Source organism: uncultured Kordia sp. (genome assembly GCF_947489565.1).
Classification (GTDB): Bacteria; Bacteroidota; Bacteroidia; order Flavobacteriales; family Flavobacteriaceae; genus Kordia.
The window spans coordinates 50546-68174 of sequence record NZ_CANLEA010000011.1; the positions used below are offsets into that span (position 1 = coordinate 50546).

Below are 17629 nucleotides of genomic sequence, written 5' to 3' on the forward strand. Positions count from 1 at the left end.
ATGCAAGCCGCAACAAGAAACTATGAGTGGAGAAAAAAATAGAACATCTTATAGTACTTCGCCAACCTATTGGCAGCAAAAGGTAAACTATGAAATGGAAATTGATATGAATGTAAATACATATCAATACACAGGAACACAAAAATTAGTCTACACAAACAATTCTCCTGATGTTTTAGATAAGGTATATTATCATTTATATTTTAATGCGTTTCAGCCTGGAAGTGAGATGGATGTCCGTTCGAGAACAATTCAAGATCCAGATGGAAGAGTTGGTGATCGTATTAGCAAGCTTTCTGACTCAGAAATTGGGTACTTAAAAGTAAATTCTTTAACTCAGAATGGACGAAAATTAACTCATTCTACAGAAGGAACTATTTTAGAAGTTACTTTGGCAAAACCTATTTTACCTGGCGCTTCTGCTACGTTTGATATGAATTTTGAAGGACAAGTTCCTGTACAAATTCGTCGTTCTGGTAGAAACAATAGTGAAGGTGTTGCTTTGTCAATGACGCAATGGTATCCTAAAATGGCCGAATACGATTTTGAAGGTTGGCATACGCCTCCATACATTGGAAGAGAGTTTCACGGTGTTTGGGGAGATTTTGATGTAAAAATTACTATTGATAAAAGCTTTATTATTGGTGGAACAGGATACTTACAAAATCCAAATGAAATTGGGTATGGTTATGAAACTGGAACTGTAAAAAGACCTGACACTGATAAACTTACATGGCATTTTAAAGCGCCAAATGTACACGACTTTACATGGGCTGCCGATCCTGATTTTGTACATGATACGCATGAAGGTGCCAATGGTGTAACACTTCACTTTTTATACAAAAACGATCCAGCAATCAAAGAAAACTGGAAAGAATTACAGTATAAAACTGCTGAAATGTTAGTGTATTTTAATGAATATATTGGACAATATCCGTACAAACAATATTCTGTAATTCAAGGTGGTGATGGCGGAATGGAATATGCTATGTGTACGTTAATTACTGGAAAAAGAAGATTAAGTAGTTTGATAGGTGTAACAGCTCACGAATTGGCACATACATGGTTTCAATTTTTATTGGCAACCAATGAATCTAAGCACGAATGGATGGATGAAGGATTTACAACGTATATTTCTAACCGTTGTATGAATCATATTATGGATCAAAATAGAGATAATCCACACAAAGGTTCATACAGTTCTTATTACAGACTTGTAAAATCTGGTGTTGAGCAACCGCTTACTACACATGCAGATCGTTATCAATATAACAGAGCATATAGTGTTTCTGCATATAGTAAAGGTGCTATTTTCTTAGCGCAACTAGAATATGTTATTGGAAAAGAAAATTTAGAAAAAACACTAAAAAAGTACTTTAACGATTTCAAATTCAAACATCCTACGCCAAATGACATCAAAAGAACTGCTGAAAAAGTCTCAGGAATTCATTTAGATTGGTATTTAACGGACTGGGCGCAAACCACCAATACAATTGATTACGGAGTAAAAGAAATCAGCGGAAACAAGGTTATTTTAGAGCGTATCGGATTAATGCCAATGCCTATAGACATTACGGTAAATTATGCAGATGGTTCTAGTGAAGAATTTTACATTCCGTTACGTATGATGCGAAGTAAAAAACCAACGACTGCAACTCTAAAAGCAGATTGGGCTTGGGCATATCCAACTTATACTTTAGAAACCAACAAAACGGTAAAAAGTGTAGAAATTGATCCATCGGAATTGATGGCAGATGTCAATAGAGAAAACAATATTGCACAACAATAAAGAAAACAATTCTTATCATAAAAAAGCGAGATCATGTCTACTATGATCTCGCTTTTTTTGTGAATTATTAGTTGCGTTTTAATTTTTCTGTCGAAGTGCATTTTCTAGCAATACAATCTTGCTTTCTAAATCATGTAGTCTATCATAAACATCTACTGGTTCTGGCATCTGTTTCGATGCAAACATGGTTACATACCAAACTTCCATAATTTCCTCTGCATTGATGGTATATGTTGGATAATTTCCATCTTTATTATCTGACTTTAAAATGAGTTTTCCGCGTTCTTCTATTCTATTAATAACACGTTTCAGCACAATTCCGTCATTACGACTTACAATTACGTATACACGACCATCTTTTACATCATTTAAATCTTCTACATACTTACCAAAAACTAGATCGCCATCAAAAAATGTACGTACCATAGAGTTTCCTTGAACTTCAAAACAACGATACGTTCCGTTTGTTAAATGTGGCATACTAAACGAAGGCAAGGTTTCAATATAGCCTGCATCACCATAACCGTCTAAATAACCTGCGCGAGCTTTAATAGGAACATACACTACATTTTCTTCTCCTTCTTGATTTACAGCAACTACTTGTGGAATTCCAGCATATGTTTGAAAATCTTTTGTTTCAGATTTAAACATCTGTGAGTTCATGCCAAACAAATAATCAGGATTGATGTCAAATTCTTTAATAATACTCGTCAATAAATCGTAGCCTGGTTTCGTTCTTTTTCTTGATCCATCGCCTTGTGGCCTACCATTGGTAATGCTATCTATAGTGGTACTCGTTACGCCAATTCGTTTGGAAAATGAGTTATTATTAAGGCGAAAATGATCAATGATCTGCTTTATTTTTTCATGTATTCCTTCCATATCTCTCTCAATAATTTAAACATTTTACAAAATATTTCTGTTTTATGTTTGAAATATTCTGTAATTTGTTTATATTTGTACTGTAATTTGTTGCTAATATATGAATTTTTATTGAAAATCAAACATTTGTGAGTATAAATATCGATTTTATTCTTCAAAAATACATAAAAAGCTACAGAATATAGACTGACGGTTACGTATTTGAGTGCAAAAACTCATACACGATTTAAAAAAAGATATAGTAGAAAATAATACCTAATAATATACAAACATGAAAAGAAGTAAAGAGCTATTAGACAAAAGAAAAAAATTCATTCACAACTACGTAGAAGACAATTCTGCAAAACAAATGAAAGTAATTATCAACGAATTGGTTGATAGATTGTTCATTTCAGAAAAGACGATATATAATATTTTAAAGCAATAATTCAGCTAGTCACTCAACACGCATTAAAGTATATATATCTGGAAAACTCCTTTTGTTAGGTAAAGGAGTTTTCCTTTTTAAAAAAATATAAATGTATCCTGCAGTGAATACGGTTATTGTTATATGAAACATAAGTTCTTAGGGTTAGTTATTCATATTCATTTAACAACAACGTATTCAAAAAATCCCTTCGTGTAAGGGATTTTTTTGTTAGTACTCAAAACAATCAGTTTAGATATGAATTATAGAATCTGTTAAAAATCTAATTTGTAGGTTTATTCCTTAATTTATTTGTAAATTGAAAGTAATATACTTCAATTATAAACCATAACACTTTTACCATGAAACAATCAATACAAACATTAAAATCATATTTTGAAACAGGAGACAAGCCTACAGAAACTCAGTTTGCAAACTTAATCGACAGCTTGGCCATGCCAATGATTGGAGAAATTAAAACAGTAAGTTTTGCAGCTGTTCCTTCAGGTTGGGCAAAATGCGATGGGCAATTACTAAATATTGCAGATTACGGAATTTTATTTGGTCTGATAGGAACTACCTATGGCGGCGATGGCACCACAACTTTTGCTTTGCCCAATTTGCAAGACAGAATCATGATTCATAATAGTTCAAGCTTATCACTTGGACAAACTGGCGGAACTAGCGAAAACACACTTACAGAAAGTCAGCTACCAGGCCATACGCATGCTGTTGGAAGTTTAGTTGCTTCACATACCTTAACAGGAACAGTACTCGTAAATGAAGAAGATGGGGAAACAAATGATCCGATAGCTAAAAATTTTGGCTTAATAGATCCAGATACCACAAATAATTACAATTCTTCATCAAATACAGCATTAATGGCGGCAGACAATGTACAAATTAATGGAAATATTACACTTTCTGGAGCTACAGCTTCTACAGGAAGTGCAACTCCCGTGAACAATATGCAACCATATTTGGTTGTAAATACAATTATTGCTTTAGAAGGAATTGATCCTTTAGCGAGTTAATTCGTAAAAGCACACTTCCTTAAAATAAACTTCATTCACATCACAAATAACGATTCAAACAAAAAACAGAAAAACAACAAAATATATTGTAATATGTTTGTTTTATATTGTAATATGTTTTATATTTGTATTCGCTTTTCTAATGAACAGTACATCATTTTGTACGATTCGTATTTAAAAAAACACTGTTGAGAAGAATCTTATTATGTATGCAAAACCTTATTCTGGCTAAGAAAATATAAATAAATGAAGTTGCATCAAGTCTAAGTTTTTTATTCTCAAATTTAAATTCCAACATTTTCATGAATATATTAATCATGCGCTGACAATTGCAGTAGCAAAAGGCGATTGTTTGCAATTTTTTTAGACAATACAGTTGCTGTCATTGTCAAATTAATTATTAAAAGTTAAAAACTATGAGCTTAATTCAAAAAGCATTATCCCAATATGGAGTAACAGAAATTGATGGTAAAGCAGATAATCCCCAAATTATTAGATACTTTGAAGTATTAGGATTCAATACTAACAAATTGCACGATGAAACCGCTTGGTGTAGTGCATTTGTAAATTGGGTTTCTAAAACTGAGAATTATTCATATAGTGGAAAATTAAATGCTAGAAGTTGGTTAAATGTCGGTGAATCTACCGCATTGCCAGAACAAGGAGACGTCGTGATATTATGGCGCGAATCTCCTAGTAGTTGGAAAGGACATGTCGGTTTTTTTGTAAAACAAACCAAACGATATGTTTACATTTTAGGAGGCAATCAAAACAATAGAGTTTCTATTAAAGCATATCCTAAAAACAGAGTTTTAGATTACAGAAAACTAACAAAAAATGGAGAAGTTTAAGCCTTATTTGTTCTGGTTATTTGCACTCATTGCGCCTATTGTTTCTGTAATGCTTACAGTTGCTTTTCTAATTATAGTAGATTTTATCACAGGAACATATGCTGCAATTAAAAAAAATATCCCTATTACCAGTGAGCGCATAGGAAATACTATTTCAAAATTTTTCATTTATAATTTGGTGGTAATCTCTGCCTTTTTATTGGAAAAATATATTGTAAAAGAAATTCCTTTCATGCGAATTATTGCTGGGTTTATAGCGATTGCTGAAATTAAATCCATTATGGAAAATTTTAACGCAATCTATGGTATAAATCCTTTTAAAGCTTTGGTCAACTTAATTAAAAAGAAATCTCTTGAAGATTTAGAAGAAACCATAGATGTTCTTGTGAATAATAAAGAACAAGATCATAAAATTCAAAAAAAATGAAACAAACATTAGAAACATTAAAATCATATTTTGAAACAGGCGATAAACCAACACAGGCTCAGTATGAAGACTTATTAGACAGCCTTATCCATGTAAATCAAGTTCCTGTTCAAGTTCATACAGCTACTGCATCTTCCAAGTATGCAAGTGCAGCTTATGACCCAATTCACCCTTTTAGAAATATTGTACAACAAAAAGCAGGGTTTTCTAACTATCATTGGCTTAGTGAATCTGGACAAACAACCAATCAACGTTTGTGTATTTACTTTTTAAATCCATGCAGCATTTCTAGATTTACATATATCAATGCTGGTCAAAATACAATTGCAAAAGGAGGTATTAAAACCTGTAGAATGTATGGGATGACTGCTAAAATGATGTATGATACAACACACGGAGCAATAGCTCCTGAAATGACTGATGTTCTATTCAGTGGAGATTTAGAACAATATACAGAAAGCCAATTTGATGAAGGTGGCGTAAGTGTTGAAATTTCAAAAACACCTGTAATTTATGGGATCGTTTTAGATATGGACAATAAACACAATGGAGAAGCATATATTGGATTAAAAGCTATGAATTTTTATCAATAATACTTCATATTTTACATAAACTGTTTTCATTTAAAATATTCAATAAATAAAGATAAAACCAAGAGCCTTTGCCTAAAAACAAAGGCTCTTCTTAGCTTATATTACCATGAAAAAAATACAAATATCCTCAGACCGAATCGTACTAATTATGATTGTTATGCTGCTTTGGTATAGTACGTTAGTAAAAGCTTGTGAGAGTGAAACCGATATCAATTTACAGCCAAATTTAACAGATATAACCGTTATAAAAGAAGAAATAAATCAAACGTAATTAATGCAACACTGTTTTAAATTAAAGCTACAATCGCAATTATTAAAACAATCAAAAAAAGTGTTAATAACAACTCCAAAGCAAAAGGTTTTGCATTTAATTTATTGATTTCTTCAACAGCTTCTTCAGCTTCTTTTTCTTTCAAAGATTCATTAATATGCTCTACGAGTGGAAGGTCTTTTTCATGAAAAAAATACTCTGTAAACTTAGAGTCCGGAATTTCTCTTTTTACAAAATGAATTTGTTGTTCTTTTAACGAATTATCAAAGAAAATCTCTGCTTTTTCGTTTGTAAACAACTTAAAATAATGCTCTAATTTTACTTTTTTCATGTATGCTTTGGTGTTCAATAAAGATAGTAAATACAATCTTATTTTCTATTTTTACCGAGATTCAATATATTTTTATGAATTATCGTTTTCCAAAAGAAGAAAAATTAAAAAGCAAAAAATGTCTAGAGCTTCTTTTTAGTGAAGGAAATGCAGTTTCCAAGTTTCCACTAAAGCTCATTTATATTGCTACCGATTTACCAAAAGATGTTCCAATTCAAGCTGGTGTTTCGGTAACTAAAAGACGTTTTAAAAAGGCTGTAACGCGCAATCGCATTAAAAGATTGATGCGAGAAGCCTATCGTTTGCACAAAAATGAAGTTTTTAACACAATATCAACATCCTATGCTTTTATGTTTTTGTATATTGGAAAACAAGAACCAACTTTTGAAGAAATAGAAAAATCAATGGTTCGTTTGTTGGAAAAATTTAAAGAAAAAATTGACACAACAAATACACTTGAAAACTAGATATACATTAGCTATCTCACTGGCTATTAATGAAGTAAAAAGATGAAGAAACTATTCAAAAAACGAGTTATCATTCCTATATTGGCAATCACTATTTTTTTTGGTGCTGTAGGTTTTAAAAGTGATTTTTTTGAAATTGCTAAGCAAATTGAAATATTCACTACCATGTTTAAGCAATTAAATATGAATTATGTAGATGAAACCAATCCTGCCGAATTGATGGATGATGCCATCAAAGAAATGCTAAATGACTTAGATCCATATACCAAATTTTATAACGAACAAGATGTAGAAGCTGCCAAAATTAGAAATGCAGGCGAATATTCAGGTATTGGTGCTTCTGTTCGTAGAAACAAAAATAAAATTACCATTATAGAGCCTTATAAAGACTATCCTGCAGATAAAGCGGGATTGAAAGCTGGTGACGAAATTGTAAAGATTGGTGACATTGTGATTGCAAATTTTAAAGAAGATACTGGCGAATTATTAAAAGGTGCGGCCAATAGTAAAGTGAATATTGTATACAAACGCCAAGGAAAAGAATATTCAACCGAGTTGGTCCGAACTAAAATTGAAGTAGATGCTGTTCCTTTCTATAAAATGATTGATGATAAAACTGGCTATATCGTTTTGGCTAAATTCAATAAAAAAGCAAGTGCACAAACTAAAGATGCCTTAGAAAGATTGAAAGAAGAAGGTGCCGAACGAATTGTATTGGACTTACGTGGAAATCCTGGAGGTTTGTTGCGCGAATCTATTGCCATTGTGAATCTTTTTGTACCTAAAGGGGAAGTAATAGTAACGACAAAATCGAAAGTAAAAAAATATAATAGAACCTATAAAACAAGAAAGAAACCTGTAGATACAGAAATTCCATTAGTTGTTTTGGTGAATGGAAAAAGTGCTTCTGCAAGTGAAATTGTTTCTGGAGCTTTACAAGATTTAGACAGAGCCGTTGTCATTGGCGCACGTAGTTTTGGAAAAGGTTTGGTACAACAACCTAAAAAACTAACCTACGGAACACAATTAAAAGTAACTATTTCTAGATACTATACACCTTCTGGACGTTGTATTCAAGCGTTAGATTATTGGAATAGAGATGCTAATGGAAATGCGGTAAGAACTGGTGAAGATGATTATAATGCTTTTAAAACGAAAAAAGGAAGAACGGTTTATGATGGTGGTGGAATCAATCCGGATATTGAAATTTCTTCGCAAAAAACGAGTGACTTTACACGATCATTGATTGGAAACTTAGCTATTTTCAACTATGCGACTGAGTTTTACAATCAAAATTCATTTGCTTCTATGAATGATTTTTCTATTGATAATATAAACTACGAAGCATTCAAACAAAGTGTAGCTGCTTCTGGAATGAGTTATTACGAAACGAATACGGAAAAAGAACTCAAAAAAATCATGGGTACAAAAGAAGCGGCAGGTTTTGGAAATACTGTTTCTAAAGAATACAAAGAACTATTAGCTTCTATCGAACAAAGCAAATTAGACGCTTTAGACACGTATAAATCACAAATTGAAATAGAGCTTCAAAATGAAATTTTAAAGCGTTATTTCTACCGTGAAGGTTTATATCAGTATCAATTAACAAATGATAAAGCTATAAAGAAAGCTACGGAAGTATTAGCAAATAAAAGTGAATACGACAATATTTTAAACTAAGATAATAGTCATTTTATCTTATCATAGCTATATGCGGAATTCCATCTTCTAGGTATTCCGCTCCTATTTGTTCAAACCCATGTGATTCATAGAATTTTCGTAAATACGTTTGCGCCGAAATTTTAATATCTTTTGTATGATAATGTGTTGAAATTGCAGCAATAGAAGCTTTTATAATAGTATGACCATATCCAAAAGCACGCGCACTTTTGGAGACTACTACTCTACCGATACTCGTTTTCTCAAAATATTCGCCAGCATCAAAAATACGCGTATATGCAACAACTTTTTCTTGTTCATTTTTACCAATAACATGCAACGCTTTTCTATCTTTTCCATCAATATCTTGGTATACACAATCTTGTTCTACGACAAAAACTTCACTGCGCAATTGTAGTACATCGTATAATTCATCAATAGTAAATTCATTAAAGGATTTTACAGTAACTGTTAGCATAGGTTTAAAAATCAATAAGTTAAAAATAAACACAAACATTTTACAAATATTAATGTAAAATGTTTGTGTTTTTATTGTAATATGTTGTATATTTGCATTAATATTTGAGCATAAAGCTACAAAATAAAGTAATAATAGCTTAAAATATGGATCTTTTTAATTTCTTTCTATAAAATTCAAACATTTGATTGAATTATCATTTAGAATGAAAGTTAGTTTTTAATCGTACAAAAGTTGAGTACTGTCATTAGAAAAGCGGAAACAGTTTATTCAAATACATTTAAACGATTAAAATCTAAAAGATGAAACAAAACATCAAAAACACATTGTACAGATTCGTAACCATGCGTGCTCCAGAACTTATTGGAAGCGCTGAAAAATTAATCGGATTTGTAAATTTTCCAGAAAATGAAACAAGTGCTTTTATTACGCCTGCTTCACAAGCTACAACACCTGAAGCTAAAAAATTAGCTATTGAAAATGCAATTAATACGTACACACCTAATTTCTCTTCTAAAAAAGATTTAGAGAATGAAAATATCTATTTTTATTACTTTGCTACTTGGCTTACTTCCAATAGAACTAAATTTTCTCTAGAAGAAATTACCGCTAGAGTTGACGCATATTATGCGCCTCAAAGTACATATCCTAATATGGTACAAGTTTGGGATGATTTACATTACAATATCCTGACAAATGGAGATTCTTATCTAAGAGATATGTTATTATCTTGGCTTGTTGCCGATTTCTTTTTAACAAATCGTGATATTGTTGAGCGTACCGCAGAAAACTTGCAAAAAATGGCGCAAGCTAGAGTTGTAATTAATAAAAACTTATTTGATTACGAAGTTGCTCCTAAAGAACCAAGAACACCAAAAATTGCAGAAAAACACTTTAAAAAAGAAATAAATGCTGTTGCTGCAAAACAAAATATAATTGAACTAGAAAGTATTGCCAAAGAAGTTGCGAAAGCAAGAAGTATTTATGATGCAGATAACACAAAAGCAAAAGCTGCCTATCAAAAAACTTACGATACTTCAGTACGTGCAGCTTATGATGCCGCTACCGTAACAGAAAGAGTTGTTACAGATTCAAATACTGGAGAAACTTCAGTGGTAAAAGAATATACCAACTTAACTATTCCTGATTATAATTTTTTACCAACTGATGAATTAGACAAAACCGTTTTAGCAAGTCGTTTAAGTGCTCCTGCATTACAAGTTGTTAATGACTTAGAAGCACAAAACAATGCAACAACATTACAAGAAATTGAAGATGCAATTGCTATTGAAATTCAAACAAATACTGATGAGGTTTTTGAAAATACAGATTTCGAATCGCAGCAAGTGGTAATTCCTGGTGGAATTTCAGTTCCAGTTTCTACGGATGCAAACCTTGCTCCTTTCTCCTATAGCTTATGTCCAAGAAAAAAGATTGGAACTTCGTTATATAATTTATTAATGACGATAAATGTTCCTAATTCTTCCTATGATGTTGTCAATGTGCTAGTTGATGATAATGATGGAACGTTTACAAGTTTTACAGAATTTAACTTAGGATCAAAAATTTCATTGGTTCTATGTACCGAAGGTATTGATTTAAGTCAATCTCCAGAAATTGATATAGAAATTGAATTTTCTAATGGAGAAATTTATGATGATAATCTTCTAAATATTACACCGAACAAATGTAAATTAAGTCAATTATATCCTGCTAGTCTAGGAGGTTCTACTAGTGTCGAAGCTCCTGTAGTTTTTGGAATTCAACGTTTAGGAATTGCTGATTATCGTAAAGTAGAACAAGAAGTTTGCTGTTATGTACCGGGAGAAGTTTCACACATTGAAAACATCATGGCGCGTGAGTACAAATCAAAAGATGTAAAACGTACACGTCGTCAAGAAACTACCGATACATTCTCTAGCGAAAGTGAAAGAGAGAACTTAACAGAAACAACTTCTACAGATCGTTTTGAGATGAATCAAGAAATTGCTTCTATCAGTGCGCAAGATCAATCAACAAATGCAAGTGCAGGAATTCGTTGGGGCGGAAATAAATTTGGTGGAGATGCAAGCGCAAGTTTTGCAAATAGCACATCTTCCGAAGAATCTGAAAGTCAAGCTATTACTCATGCAAAAGAATTGACAGAAAGAGCTTTAGACAGAGTGGTTCAAAAAGTACGTGAAGAGCGTGTTACCAAAGTTGTTGAAGAATATGAAGAAACTACTTCACACGGATTTGACAACCGTAAAGGAGACAAACATGTTTCTGGCGTATATCGTTGGGTTGACAAAGTGTATGAAAACAAATTATTGAATTATGGAAAACGTTTAATGTACGAATTCATGATTCCAGAGCCAGCGTCTTTCCACGATTTAGCAATTCAAATGACCAATGAAGAAGATGTATTGGTAAAACCGGTAGATCCAAGAACAGCTTCTTTCCAAAAAATGAAAGATCACAAAGCTGTAAATGCTACTACGTACAAACATTGGGCAGCTATTTACAATGCTGAGGTTTCTGAACCGCCAGTAGAAAGCATGTATATTGGAAAGGCATTTTCATACCAAGCAACGGAAATCGTGGACGATCGTTATGAAAGATATGGTGAAAATGAAGAAGTTACAATTCCTGAAGGATATTATACAACCTATGCAAAAGCATATTGGGAAGACAGTTCAGATGGATACACTCCAAATGCTACAAAAATTATTGTAGGTAGTGAAAAAATAGCTACAAAAGGTGCTCTATTTAGCATTCCTAAACACGTAGACTCTATTCCTGTATCATTTTCTTCATTAGGACATTTATCTGGAAACTCTACCGTAAGTATCAAAGTTCAAATTTTACCAGAAGCTAAAGAAAAATGGCAACTTGAAACGTTCAATGCTATCATTGAAGCGTATGAGGAGCGTATAGCAGAATACAATGAAAAATTAGCTGCTCAAAAAGAAATGAAGAATCAAAAAATTGATATCAATCCAGGATTCTTCAGAGAAATTGAGAAAACGGTATTGCGTAAAAATTGTATCACTTACTTACTTGGGCATGATAATTTAGGAAAAGATTTAATCAGTAACAGACAATCTATCACCGAAATTACTGCCAGATATTCAAATGCTTCATTAGATGATTATGCGGCCAAAGTAAAATTCTTTGAACAAGCTTTTGAATGGGATATTATGAGCTATTATTTCTATCCTTTTTACTGGGCAAATAAAGAAAAATGGGGAGAATTATACCAAATTCAAAACAACGATCCATTATTTAAAGCTTTCTTACAAAGTGGAATGGCACGTGTAATTATTACCGTTCGTCCAGGATTTGAAGAAATGGTAAACTGGTATATGGCTACTGGACAAATTTGGAATGGTGGACAAGTACCAACACTTGACGATGAAGAATTTGTATCGATTGTAGAAGAATTACGTAATCCTGAAAGTGAAGTAGAAGAAACATGGGAAACTCGTGTACCAACTTCATTAACAGTCATTCAAGCTGGTGCTATCGGATTGAATGTAGAAGGATTGCCATGCAACGATCAATGTGACGATTGGTTACGATTTGACACAGACGGAAATCCTGTTGTAGATGCGGATGGAAACCCAATTTCAGACAATCCAATTGTACAAAGCGATGAACTTGTTGGTGGTATTGAAGCTGGTGTTGGTAGCGATACTGTAGGCGGTACATCTGTACAATAACATAGTATTTAATCACAGATTTTAGTAGAAAAAGTATTCCCGAACTAGGTTCGGGAAGCTTTTCTATTGTCAAATTCTGACAAAAAATCGAAGTATAAAAAATTAAAAAAGATAATTATGTACGCATACGAATACGGCTTACGCAACTATGCTAAAAAATACCAACCATTGCCAAATGTTGTTATTTATAATGATGAAATTATCATTGAAGATGATTCTGAAGATGATGCAGAAAAGCAAATTATTGATGAGTCAAAAATTCTTGGAGACCCAAGTCATGAACCTTCTTTTAGTGAATATGCATATTTTGAAGTAGAAAGAAGATATGAAGGAAATTTTAAATTATTAGATGGTAAAGTAGGGTTAGATATAAAAATTGCTGAAGAATACATGATTCCTAATGGATATTTAGAAGATTTAGGAAATAATAATACCATTCAAGATTACAATGATGATGGCTTTCAAGTATATAAGTACAATGATCGTTATTTTGCAAAAATTGTTACGCTAGAATTTCTACAATTTGCATTTCCAGGATATACGGCAGTAAATGCAATGAAATTGTACAAACGATTCAATTTAGAACAAATAACAGTTACTGCAAAACCTAAAAAGAAAAAGAAGTTAAAGAAAAAGATTTTTGCACTTTCAGATAGATTTCTAAATGAACTTCAAGATAATCCTGATATCTCAATTATTTTCTTTTTCTCTAATGATGGAGCAAAAATTGATAATACACATATCACTGTAGATAAAATTAGAGCTAATGAAATTGTATTTTTCTTAGAAAAAAGTGATAGTTATAACATCTTCGGATCAGTTGCTCGTCTTCTTACTGGAGCCAATATAAATTCTGCTAAAGTATTTCCAACAAAAGCAATTGTAAAAATGGCAAAATTGCTCAATGTAAATACCAATGAAGAAGAAATTCAAGCTATTGCCAATGAGCATATTGAAAAAAAGCTAACAAAAGATGAGTGGGGAATTTTATACTTTTTAGGAAAAGTAGCAGACATTGCTATCGGTGTAGGTTCTTGGTTTGTTAAAGAAACTTTTGGAGATGGTTTAATGTTTATAGGAGAAACAATTACAAGTTTAAAATTTGCAAAACACCGATGGAAATATTATGATGAAAATGGAGAACCTGATCCTAAATTCAGTCCAATTTTTCCAGGTCTTAAAAGTCTGATTGATACCTTACAAGTTTCTAAAGAAGAAGCTGAACAACAAGAAGCTTCTTTTAAAGAAACCAAAGAAAATATCCTAAAAGGTTACAATGATTTCATGGATTATATTCCTCATGAAACACTTAGAAATTACCTTAAAAAGAAACTATCTTTTATTCCTAAAATGTTGATAAAACTTTCTGAATTATATACAAAGTTTATCAATTTTATAAGAGAAGGATTGGCTTCTACTCTCATATATTTAAATGCACTTTTTATTGGAGTATTAAATAGTTTGATTGAAGCTGTTGGTGGAATTTTTTCATTAGTGGGAATGATTTTAAGTTTACCATATTATTTACATAGTGCAGCTAAAAACGAAAAAAAGGGTTCTTATGTAAGCTTGGTTTTTGAACTTTTAGAAAACGGAATTGAAGGATTTGTAAAACTATTTTCTTTAAAAAACTTAGGCGCAGTTATCAATTTTGCTATAAAAGCGGCAGACTTAGCTAAAACTTCTTTTTCTAAGCCAGAAACTGTAGTAACACAATTTGAAAAAGGTGCTTCTTTCGTGAAAACGCATATTGATAATATTGGTTATATCGTAGGATATATTATCGGATTTGTCATTGAAGAAGTCTTAATAGCCATGGCAACCTTAGGTACAGGAAATATTGTCCAAGCACTAAAAGTTACGGCAGACTCTCTTAAAAAGTTACTTACAGCTCCAGCAAGAGCCGCGAGATTCTCTATAAAAAAAGCAGGTGATTTTATAGATTCTCTAGTCATACTATTCAATAAAATCAAAAAGTTTGATCTTAAAAAAGCGTTAGACACTTTACTAGAATGGATTCGTAAACTAGTTTCTACTACGAAGAAAGTAGCACAAGAAGCTTTTGAAAAATTATTTCCAAATAAAAGTGCAAGAGATAAAATTACCAAAGCTGGATTTGAGCCAACAAAAGTAAATGCAGCTGGAAATTCAATAAACTTTTGTCCTATAAAATAATATACAATGAGAAAAATTTTAAAAATTCTCATGTATCCATGGGAAAAACGAAGAAAACGTAAAGAAGAATTTAATATTTTACTAAAAAAAGCTAAATTAAAATTAAAGAAGCATAAAAATACTTCTATTATATTAGGGTGTCTAAAAGTATTTCAAAGTGATAATGGAAAATATTTTATTGAAGATGAATATGGAAATATTTTACATGATGGATTAACAGAAAGTCAAGCTATAAAACAAATGGCAAAATATAGTGATGATGCGAAAGTAGCAGGAAAAACATTGGAGGATCATATATATGACATTGCCTACAATACGAAAGGATTAGCTGTTAAAATTTCATCTGTATCAAAAAGTGCCTTAGACGATTTAGTGAGAAATGTTTGGAACGATTTATTAAGGTTAAAAAGAAATAAAAGAAAGGGAGCTGTTTCTATCATGGAACATCCTAAATATGGCACAATTGGTGGTGGTAGTATTAAAGGCTTAGCTAGAGGTATATTACCTGATCATTTTCATCCTGTTCTGAAAGATTGGTTACAAGGAGTATTAAAAAAAATGGATGATGGTGTAATACCCAGAAGTTGGCAACATGGAAAATGTGCAGAAGCGGAAGTATTATCAGAATTATTATGGAGGATTGACCCTAGTGGAAAAATGGATATTAATAAAATTAGAAAAATTTTGGAAGGCACTATTTCTAAAGCTGCTGATTTAAGTACAAATGCTGCTACAAGAGGATCTTTTAAACCAGCTTGTAAAAGTTGTGCACCTATGTTAAAATATTTTAATATACTTCAAGATATAAATCCTATTTAAATATGAATTTCTCAAAAGAACTACAAAAACATGTCAAAAACCATGGATGGAAACCTAATAGAAAGGACTTTTCAAATAAAACATACATGGAACAAAATAATTACCCGCAATTCATACAAAATTTTATGTTTGAATATGGAAAATTAAAAATTTCAGATTTCACACCTGAAATTCCTGTCAAATCTGAAGTAACAAATCATATAAATTTTGATATTTCAAAAACAGAAGGAATACATGGAATATCAGAAGGATATGCTGAACAATTAGGTAGAAAGTTATATCCTATTGCATATTATACACCAGAATCATACGATGTTTCTATTGATGAAAATGGGTATGTATATTTACTAGGAGAATATGCTTTTTGCTGTGGAAAAGAACTATATAAAGGTATAGAAAACATCATAAGAATGAGAGTTTTTGATACTTTAGAATTAGACCCTGCAAATGATGATGATGAAATATGGTTAGAATACAAAAAAGGTATAAGTACCATTGTTAATTTAGAAACTTATAATTTTAGATATAATTTTTAAAGATAAAAACCCAACTCATGTAGTTGGGTTTTACTATTTTTATAAATATTGAAACCTGAAAAAAGTATCATTTTATATCTGAAAGAATGAAATTCAGAAAAGAAGTCCAAGAACAATTCGAAAAAGCAGGTTGGTATGAAGGTAGAAATCTTCAAAAACGATATGATAAAATCAATAAATTCAACAAATTACCTAGTTTTCTAAAAGAATTCTTGTATGAATATGGTGGTTTATTAGTCGAAACTAACGATTTGAGTAATACGTTTTCAGGATCGTTAAATTTGAAACGAAAATTAAAAATAAACTCTTATTTACTAAAACCTTCTCTTGAAGGAAATGTACTTACATTTCCCGTTGGATACTATCAAAATCCTCATGATCCTGGCTCTGTAGAATGTGATAAAACTGGAGCTATCTACCTTATGGGAGAATATCCTGTAAAGCTTACTAATAATTTTATAGAAGGAATTGAAAAAATTATTCTAAAAGATCAATCAGGTTTTATAGAATGGAATTATCAAGACAAATATTGGGATGAAGAATATTAATAACCAAAAAAACCCGCCAACTACAACAGTCAGCGGGTTTTTTAATATCTTCTATAAATCTAATAATCTAAAGACTCTAATAAAATCTAGCTACACGCAATCTTCTCCACTCTACGTTGGTGTCTTCCAGCTTCAAATTCAGTGTCTAAAAAAGTATCTACCATAGCAATAGCTTGTGGTAAAGAAGTAAAACGTGCAGGAATACTTAAAATATTTGCATCATTATGTTGTCTTGCTAAAGCAACAATTTCTTTGGTCCAACAAAGTGCAGCGCGTACTTTTTGATGTTTATTTGCAGTCATAGCAGCCCCATTTCCACTTCCACAGATAATAATTCCAAACGAAACTTTTTCGCTCTCTACATCGTCAGCAACTGGATGAATAAAATCTGGATAATCGACACTATCGTCAGTATTTGTTCCGTAGTTTTGAACAGCATATCCTTTCGCTTCCAAATGCGCTACAATAGCATTTTTATAATCGGTTCCGGCATGATCGTTTCCGATGGCAATAGTTTTCATATATAATGGTGTTGTGTTTGTTGAAAACAAAGGTATGAATCGACTTTTGAACAACCGAAAAAAGTCAGTGTTAATTTAATTTTATAAAACCTTAAGCTTTAGATTATTATAAGTTAACATGAATTGTTGATATCTAGTGAT

17 protein-coding genes are annotated in these 17629 nt (G+C 31.7%); 13 read left to right on the forward strand and 4 right to left on the reverse strand.

Annotated elements, in window-relative coordinates; all coding sequences use genetic code 11:
- The first annotated feature begins 22 nt into the window (after nucleotides 1-22).
- On the forward strand, nucleotides 23-1789 hold the full coding sequence (locus Q0845_RS15675; protein WP_298515495.1) for a M1 family metallopeptidase: 1767 nt from the start codon (nucleotides 23-25) through the stop codon (nucleotides 1787-1789).
- 78 nt (nucleotides 1790-1867) lie between these two features.
- Here the strand turns inward: Q0845_RS15675 and Q0845_RS15680 are convergent, their stop codons facing one another.
- Entirely contained in the window at nucleotides 1868-2671 is an 804-nt protein-coding gene (locus tag Q0845_RS15680) for a S24 family peptidase (RefSeq protein WP_298515099.1), read from the reverse strand.
- 271 nt (nucleotides 2672-2942) lie between these two features.
- Here Q0845_RS15680 and Q0845_RS15685 point away from each other — a divergent pair, with 271 nt between their 5' ends.
- From Q0845_RS15685 to Q0845_RS15705, 5 genes are all read left to right on the forward strand, one after another.
- Entirely contained in the window at nucleotides 2943-3098 is a 156-nt protein-coding gene (locus Q0845_RS15685; protein ID WP_158269150.1) for a hypothetical protein, read from the forward strand.
- Nucleotides 3099-3439: 341 nt separating this feature from the next.
- Nucleotides 3440-4111 carry a phage tail protein gene (locus tag Q0845_RS15690; protein ID WP_298515107.1) on the forward strand — a complete coding sequence of 224 codons (672 nt, stop codon included), beginning with the start codon at nucleotides 3440-3442 and terminating at the stop codon, nucleotides 4109-4111.
- 416 nt (nucleotides 4112-4527) lie between these two features.
- Entirely contained in the window at nucleotides 4528-4962 is a 435-nt protein-coding gene (locus Q0845_RS15695; protein ID WP_298515109.1) for a TIGR02594 family protein, read from the forward strand.
- Nucleotides 4949-5389 carry a phage holin family protein gene (locus tag Q0845_RS15700; RefSeq protein WP_298515112.1) on the forward strand — a complete coding sequence of 147 codons (441 nt, stop codon included), beginning with the start codon at nucleotides 4949-4951 and terminating at the stop codon, nucleotides 5387-5389. The genes Q0845_RS15695 and Q0845_RS15700 overlap by 14 nt, the downstream gene beginning before the upstream one ends.
- On the forward strand, nucleotides 5386-5982 hold the full coding sequence (locus tag Q0845_RS15705; protein WP_298515115.1) for a hypothetical protein: 597 nt from the start codon (nucleotides 5386-5388) through the stop codon (nucleotides 5980-5982). The genes Q0845_RS15700 and Q0845_RS15705 overlap by 4 nt, the downstream gene beginning before the upstream one ends.
- A gap of 287 nt (nucleotides 5983-6269) precedes the next feature.
- Here Q0845_RS15705 and Q0845_RS15710 read toward each other — a convergent pair whose 3' ends face one another.
- Nucleotides 6270-6584 carry a hypothetical protein gene (locus Q0845_RS15710; RefSeq protein WP_298515118.1) on the reverse strand — a complete coding sequence of 105 codons (315 nt, stop codon included), beginning with the start codon at nucleotides 6582-6584 and terminating at the stop codon, nucleotides 6270-6272.
- 74 nt (nucleotides 6585-6658) lie between these two features.
- Between Q0845_RS15710 and rnpA the strand changes: the two genes are divergently transcribed.
- Nucleotides 6659-7051 carry a ribonuclease P protein component gene (gene rnpA, locus Q0845_RS15715; protein ID WP_298515122.1) on the forward strand — a complete coding sequence of 131 codons (393 nt, stop codon included), beginning with the start codon at nucleotides 6659-6661 and terminating at the stop codon, nucleotides 7049-7051.
- Nucleotides 7052-7093: 42 nt separating this feature from the next.
- On the forward strand, nucleotides 7094-8731 hold the full coding sequence (locus Q0845_RS15720) for a S41 family peptidase (protein ID WP_298515125.1): 1638 nt from the start codon (nucleotides 7094-7096) through the stop codon (nucleotides 8729-8731).
- Between the two features lie 13 nt (nucleotides 8732-8744).
- On the opposite strand, the gene Q0845_RS15725 is transcribed toward Q0845_RS15720, so the two are convergent.
- Nucleotides 8745-9188 (reverse strand): GNAT family N-acetyltransferase, encoded by a 444-nt coding sequence (locus tag Q0845_RS15725; RefSeq protein ID WP_298515128.1) that lies wholly within the window; start codon nucleotides 9186-9188, stop codon nucleotides 8745-8747.
- A 302-nt stretch (nucleotides 9189-9490) separates the two neighbouring features.
- On the opposite strand from Q0845_RS15725, the gene Q0845_RS15730 reads away from it, so the two are divergent.
- The 5 genes from Q0845_RS15730 (at nucleotide 9491) to Q0845_RS15750 (ending at nucleotide 16967) form a co-directional block, all read left to right on the forward strand.
- Nucleotides 9491-12889, forward strand: a complete 3399-nt coding sequence (locus Q0845_RS15730) for a hypothetical protein (protein WP_298515132.1) — start codon at nucleotides 9491-9493, stop codon at nucleotides 12887-12889.
- Nucleotides 12890-13006: 117 nt separating this feature from the next.
- Nucleotides 13007-15064 (forward strand): hypothetical protein, encoded by a 2058-nt coding sequence (locus tag Q0845_RS15735; protein WP_298515135.1) that lies wholly within the window; start codon nucleotides 13007-13009, stop codon nucleotides 15062-15064.
- A 6-nt stretch (nucleotides 15065-15070) separates the two neighbouring features.
- Nucleotides 15071-15883 carry a YwqJ-related putative deaminase gene (locus Q0845_RS15740; protein WP_298515137.1) on the forward strand — a complete coding sequence of 271 codons (813 nt, stop codon included), beginning with the start codon at nucleotides 15071-15073 and terminating at the stop codon, nucleotides 15881-15883.
- A 2-nt stretch (nucleotides 15884-15885) separates the two neighbouring features.
- Complete coding sequence (locus Q0845_RS15745; protein ID WP_298515140.1) at nucleotides 15886-16419, forward strand: SUKH-3 domain-containing protein; 534 nt, start codon at nucleotides 15886-15888, stop codon at nucleotides 16417-16419.
- 86 nt (nucleotides 16420-16505) lie between these two features.
- Entirely contained in the window at nucleotides 16506-16967 is a 462-nt protein-coding gene (locus Q0845_RS15750; protein ID WP_298515142.1) for an SUKH-3 domain-containing protein, read from the forward strand.
- An 86-nt stretch (nucleotides 16968-17053) separates the two neighbouring features.
- Here the strand turns inward: Q0845_RS15750 and rpiB are convergent, their stop codons facing one another.
- Nucleotides 17054-17488, reverse strand: coding sequence for a ribose 5-phosphate isomerase B (gene rpiB / locus Q0845_RS15755; protein ID WP_298515144.1), 435 nt, complete (start codon nucleotides 17486-17488; stop codon nucleotides 17054-17056).
- Between the last annotated feature and the right edge of the window lie 141 nt (nucleotides 17489-17629).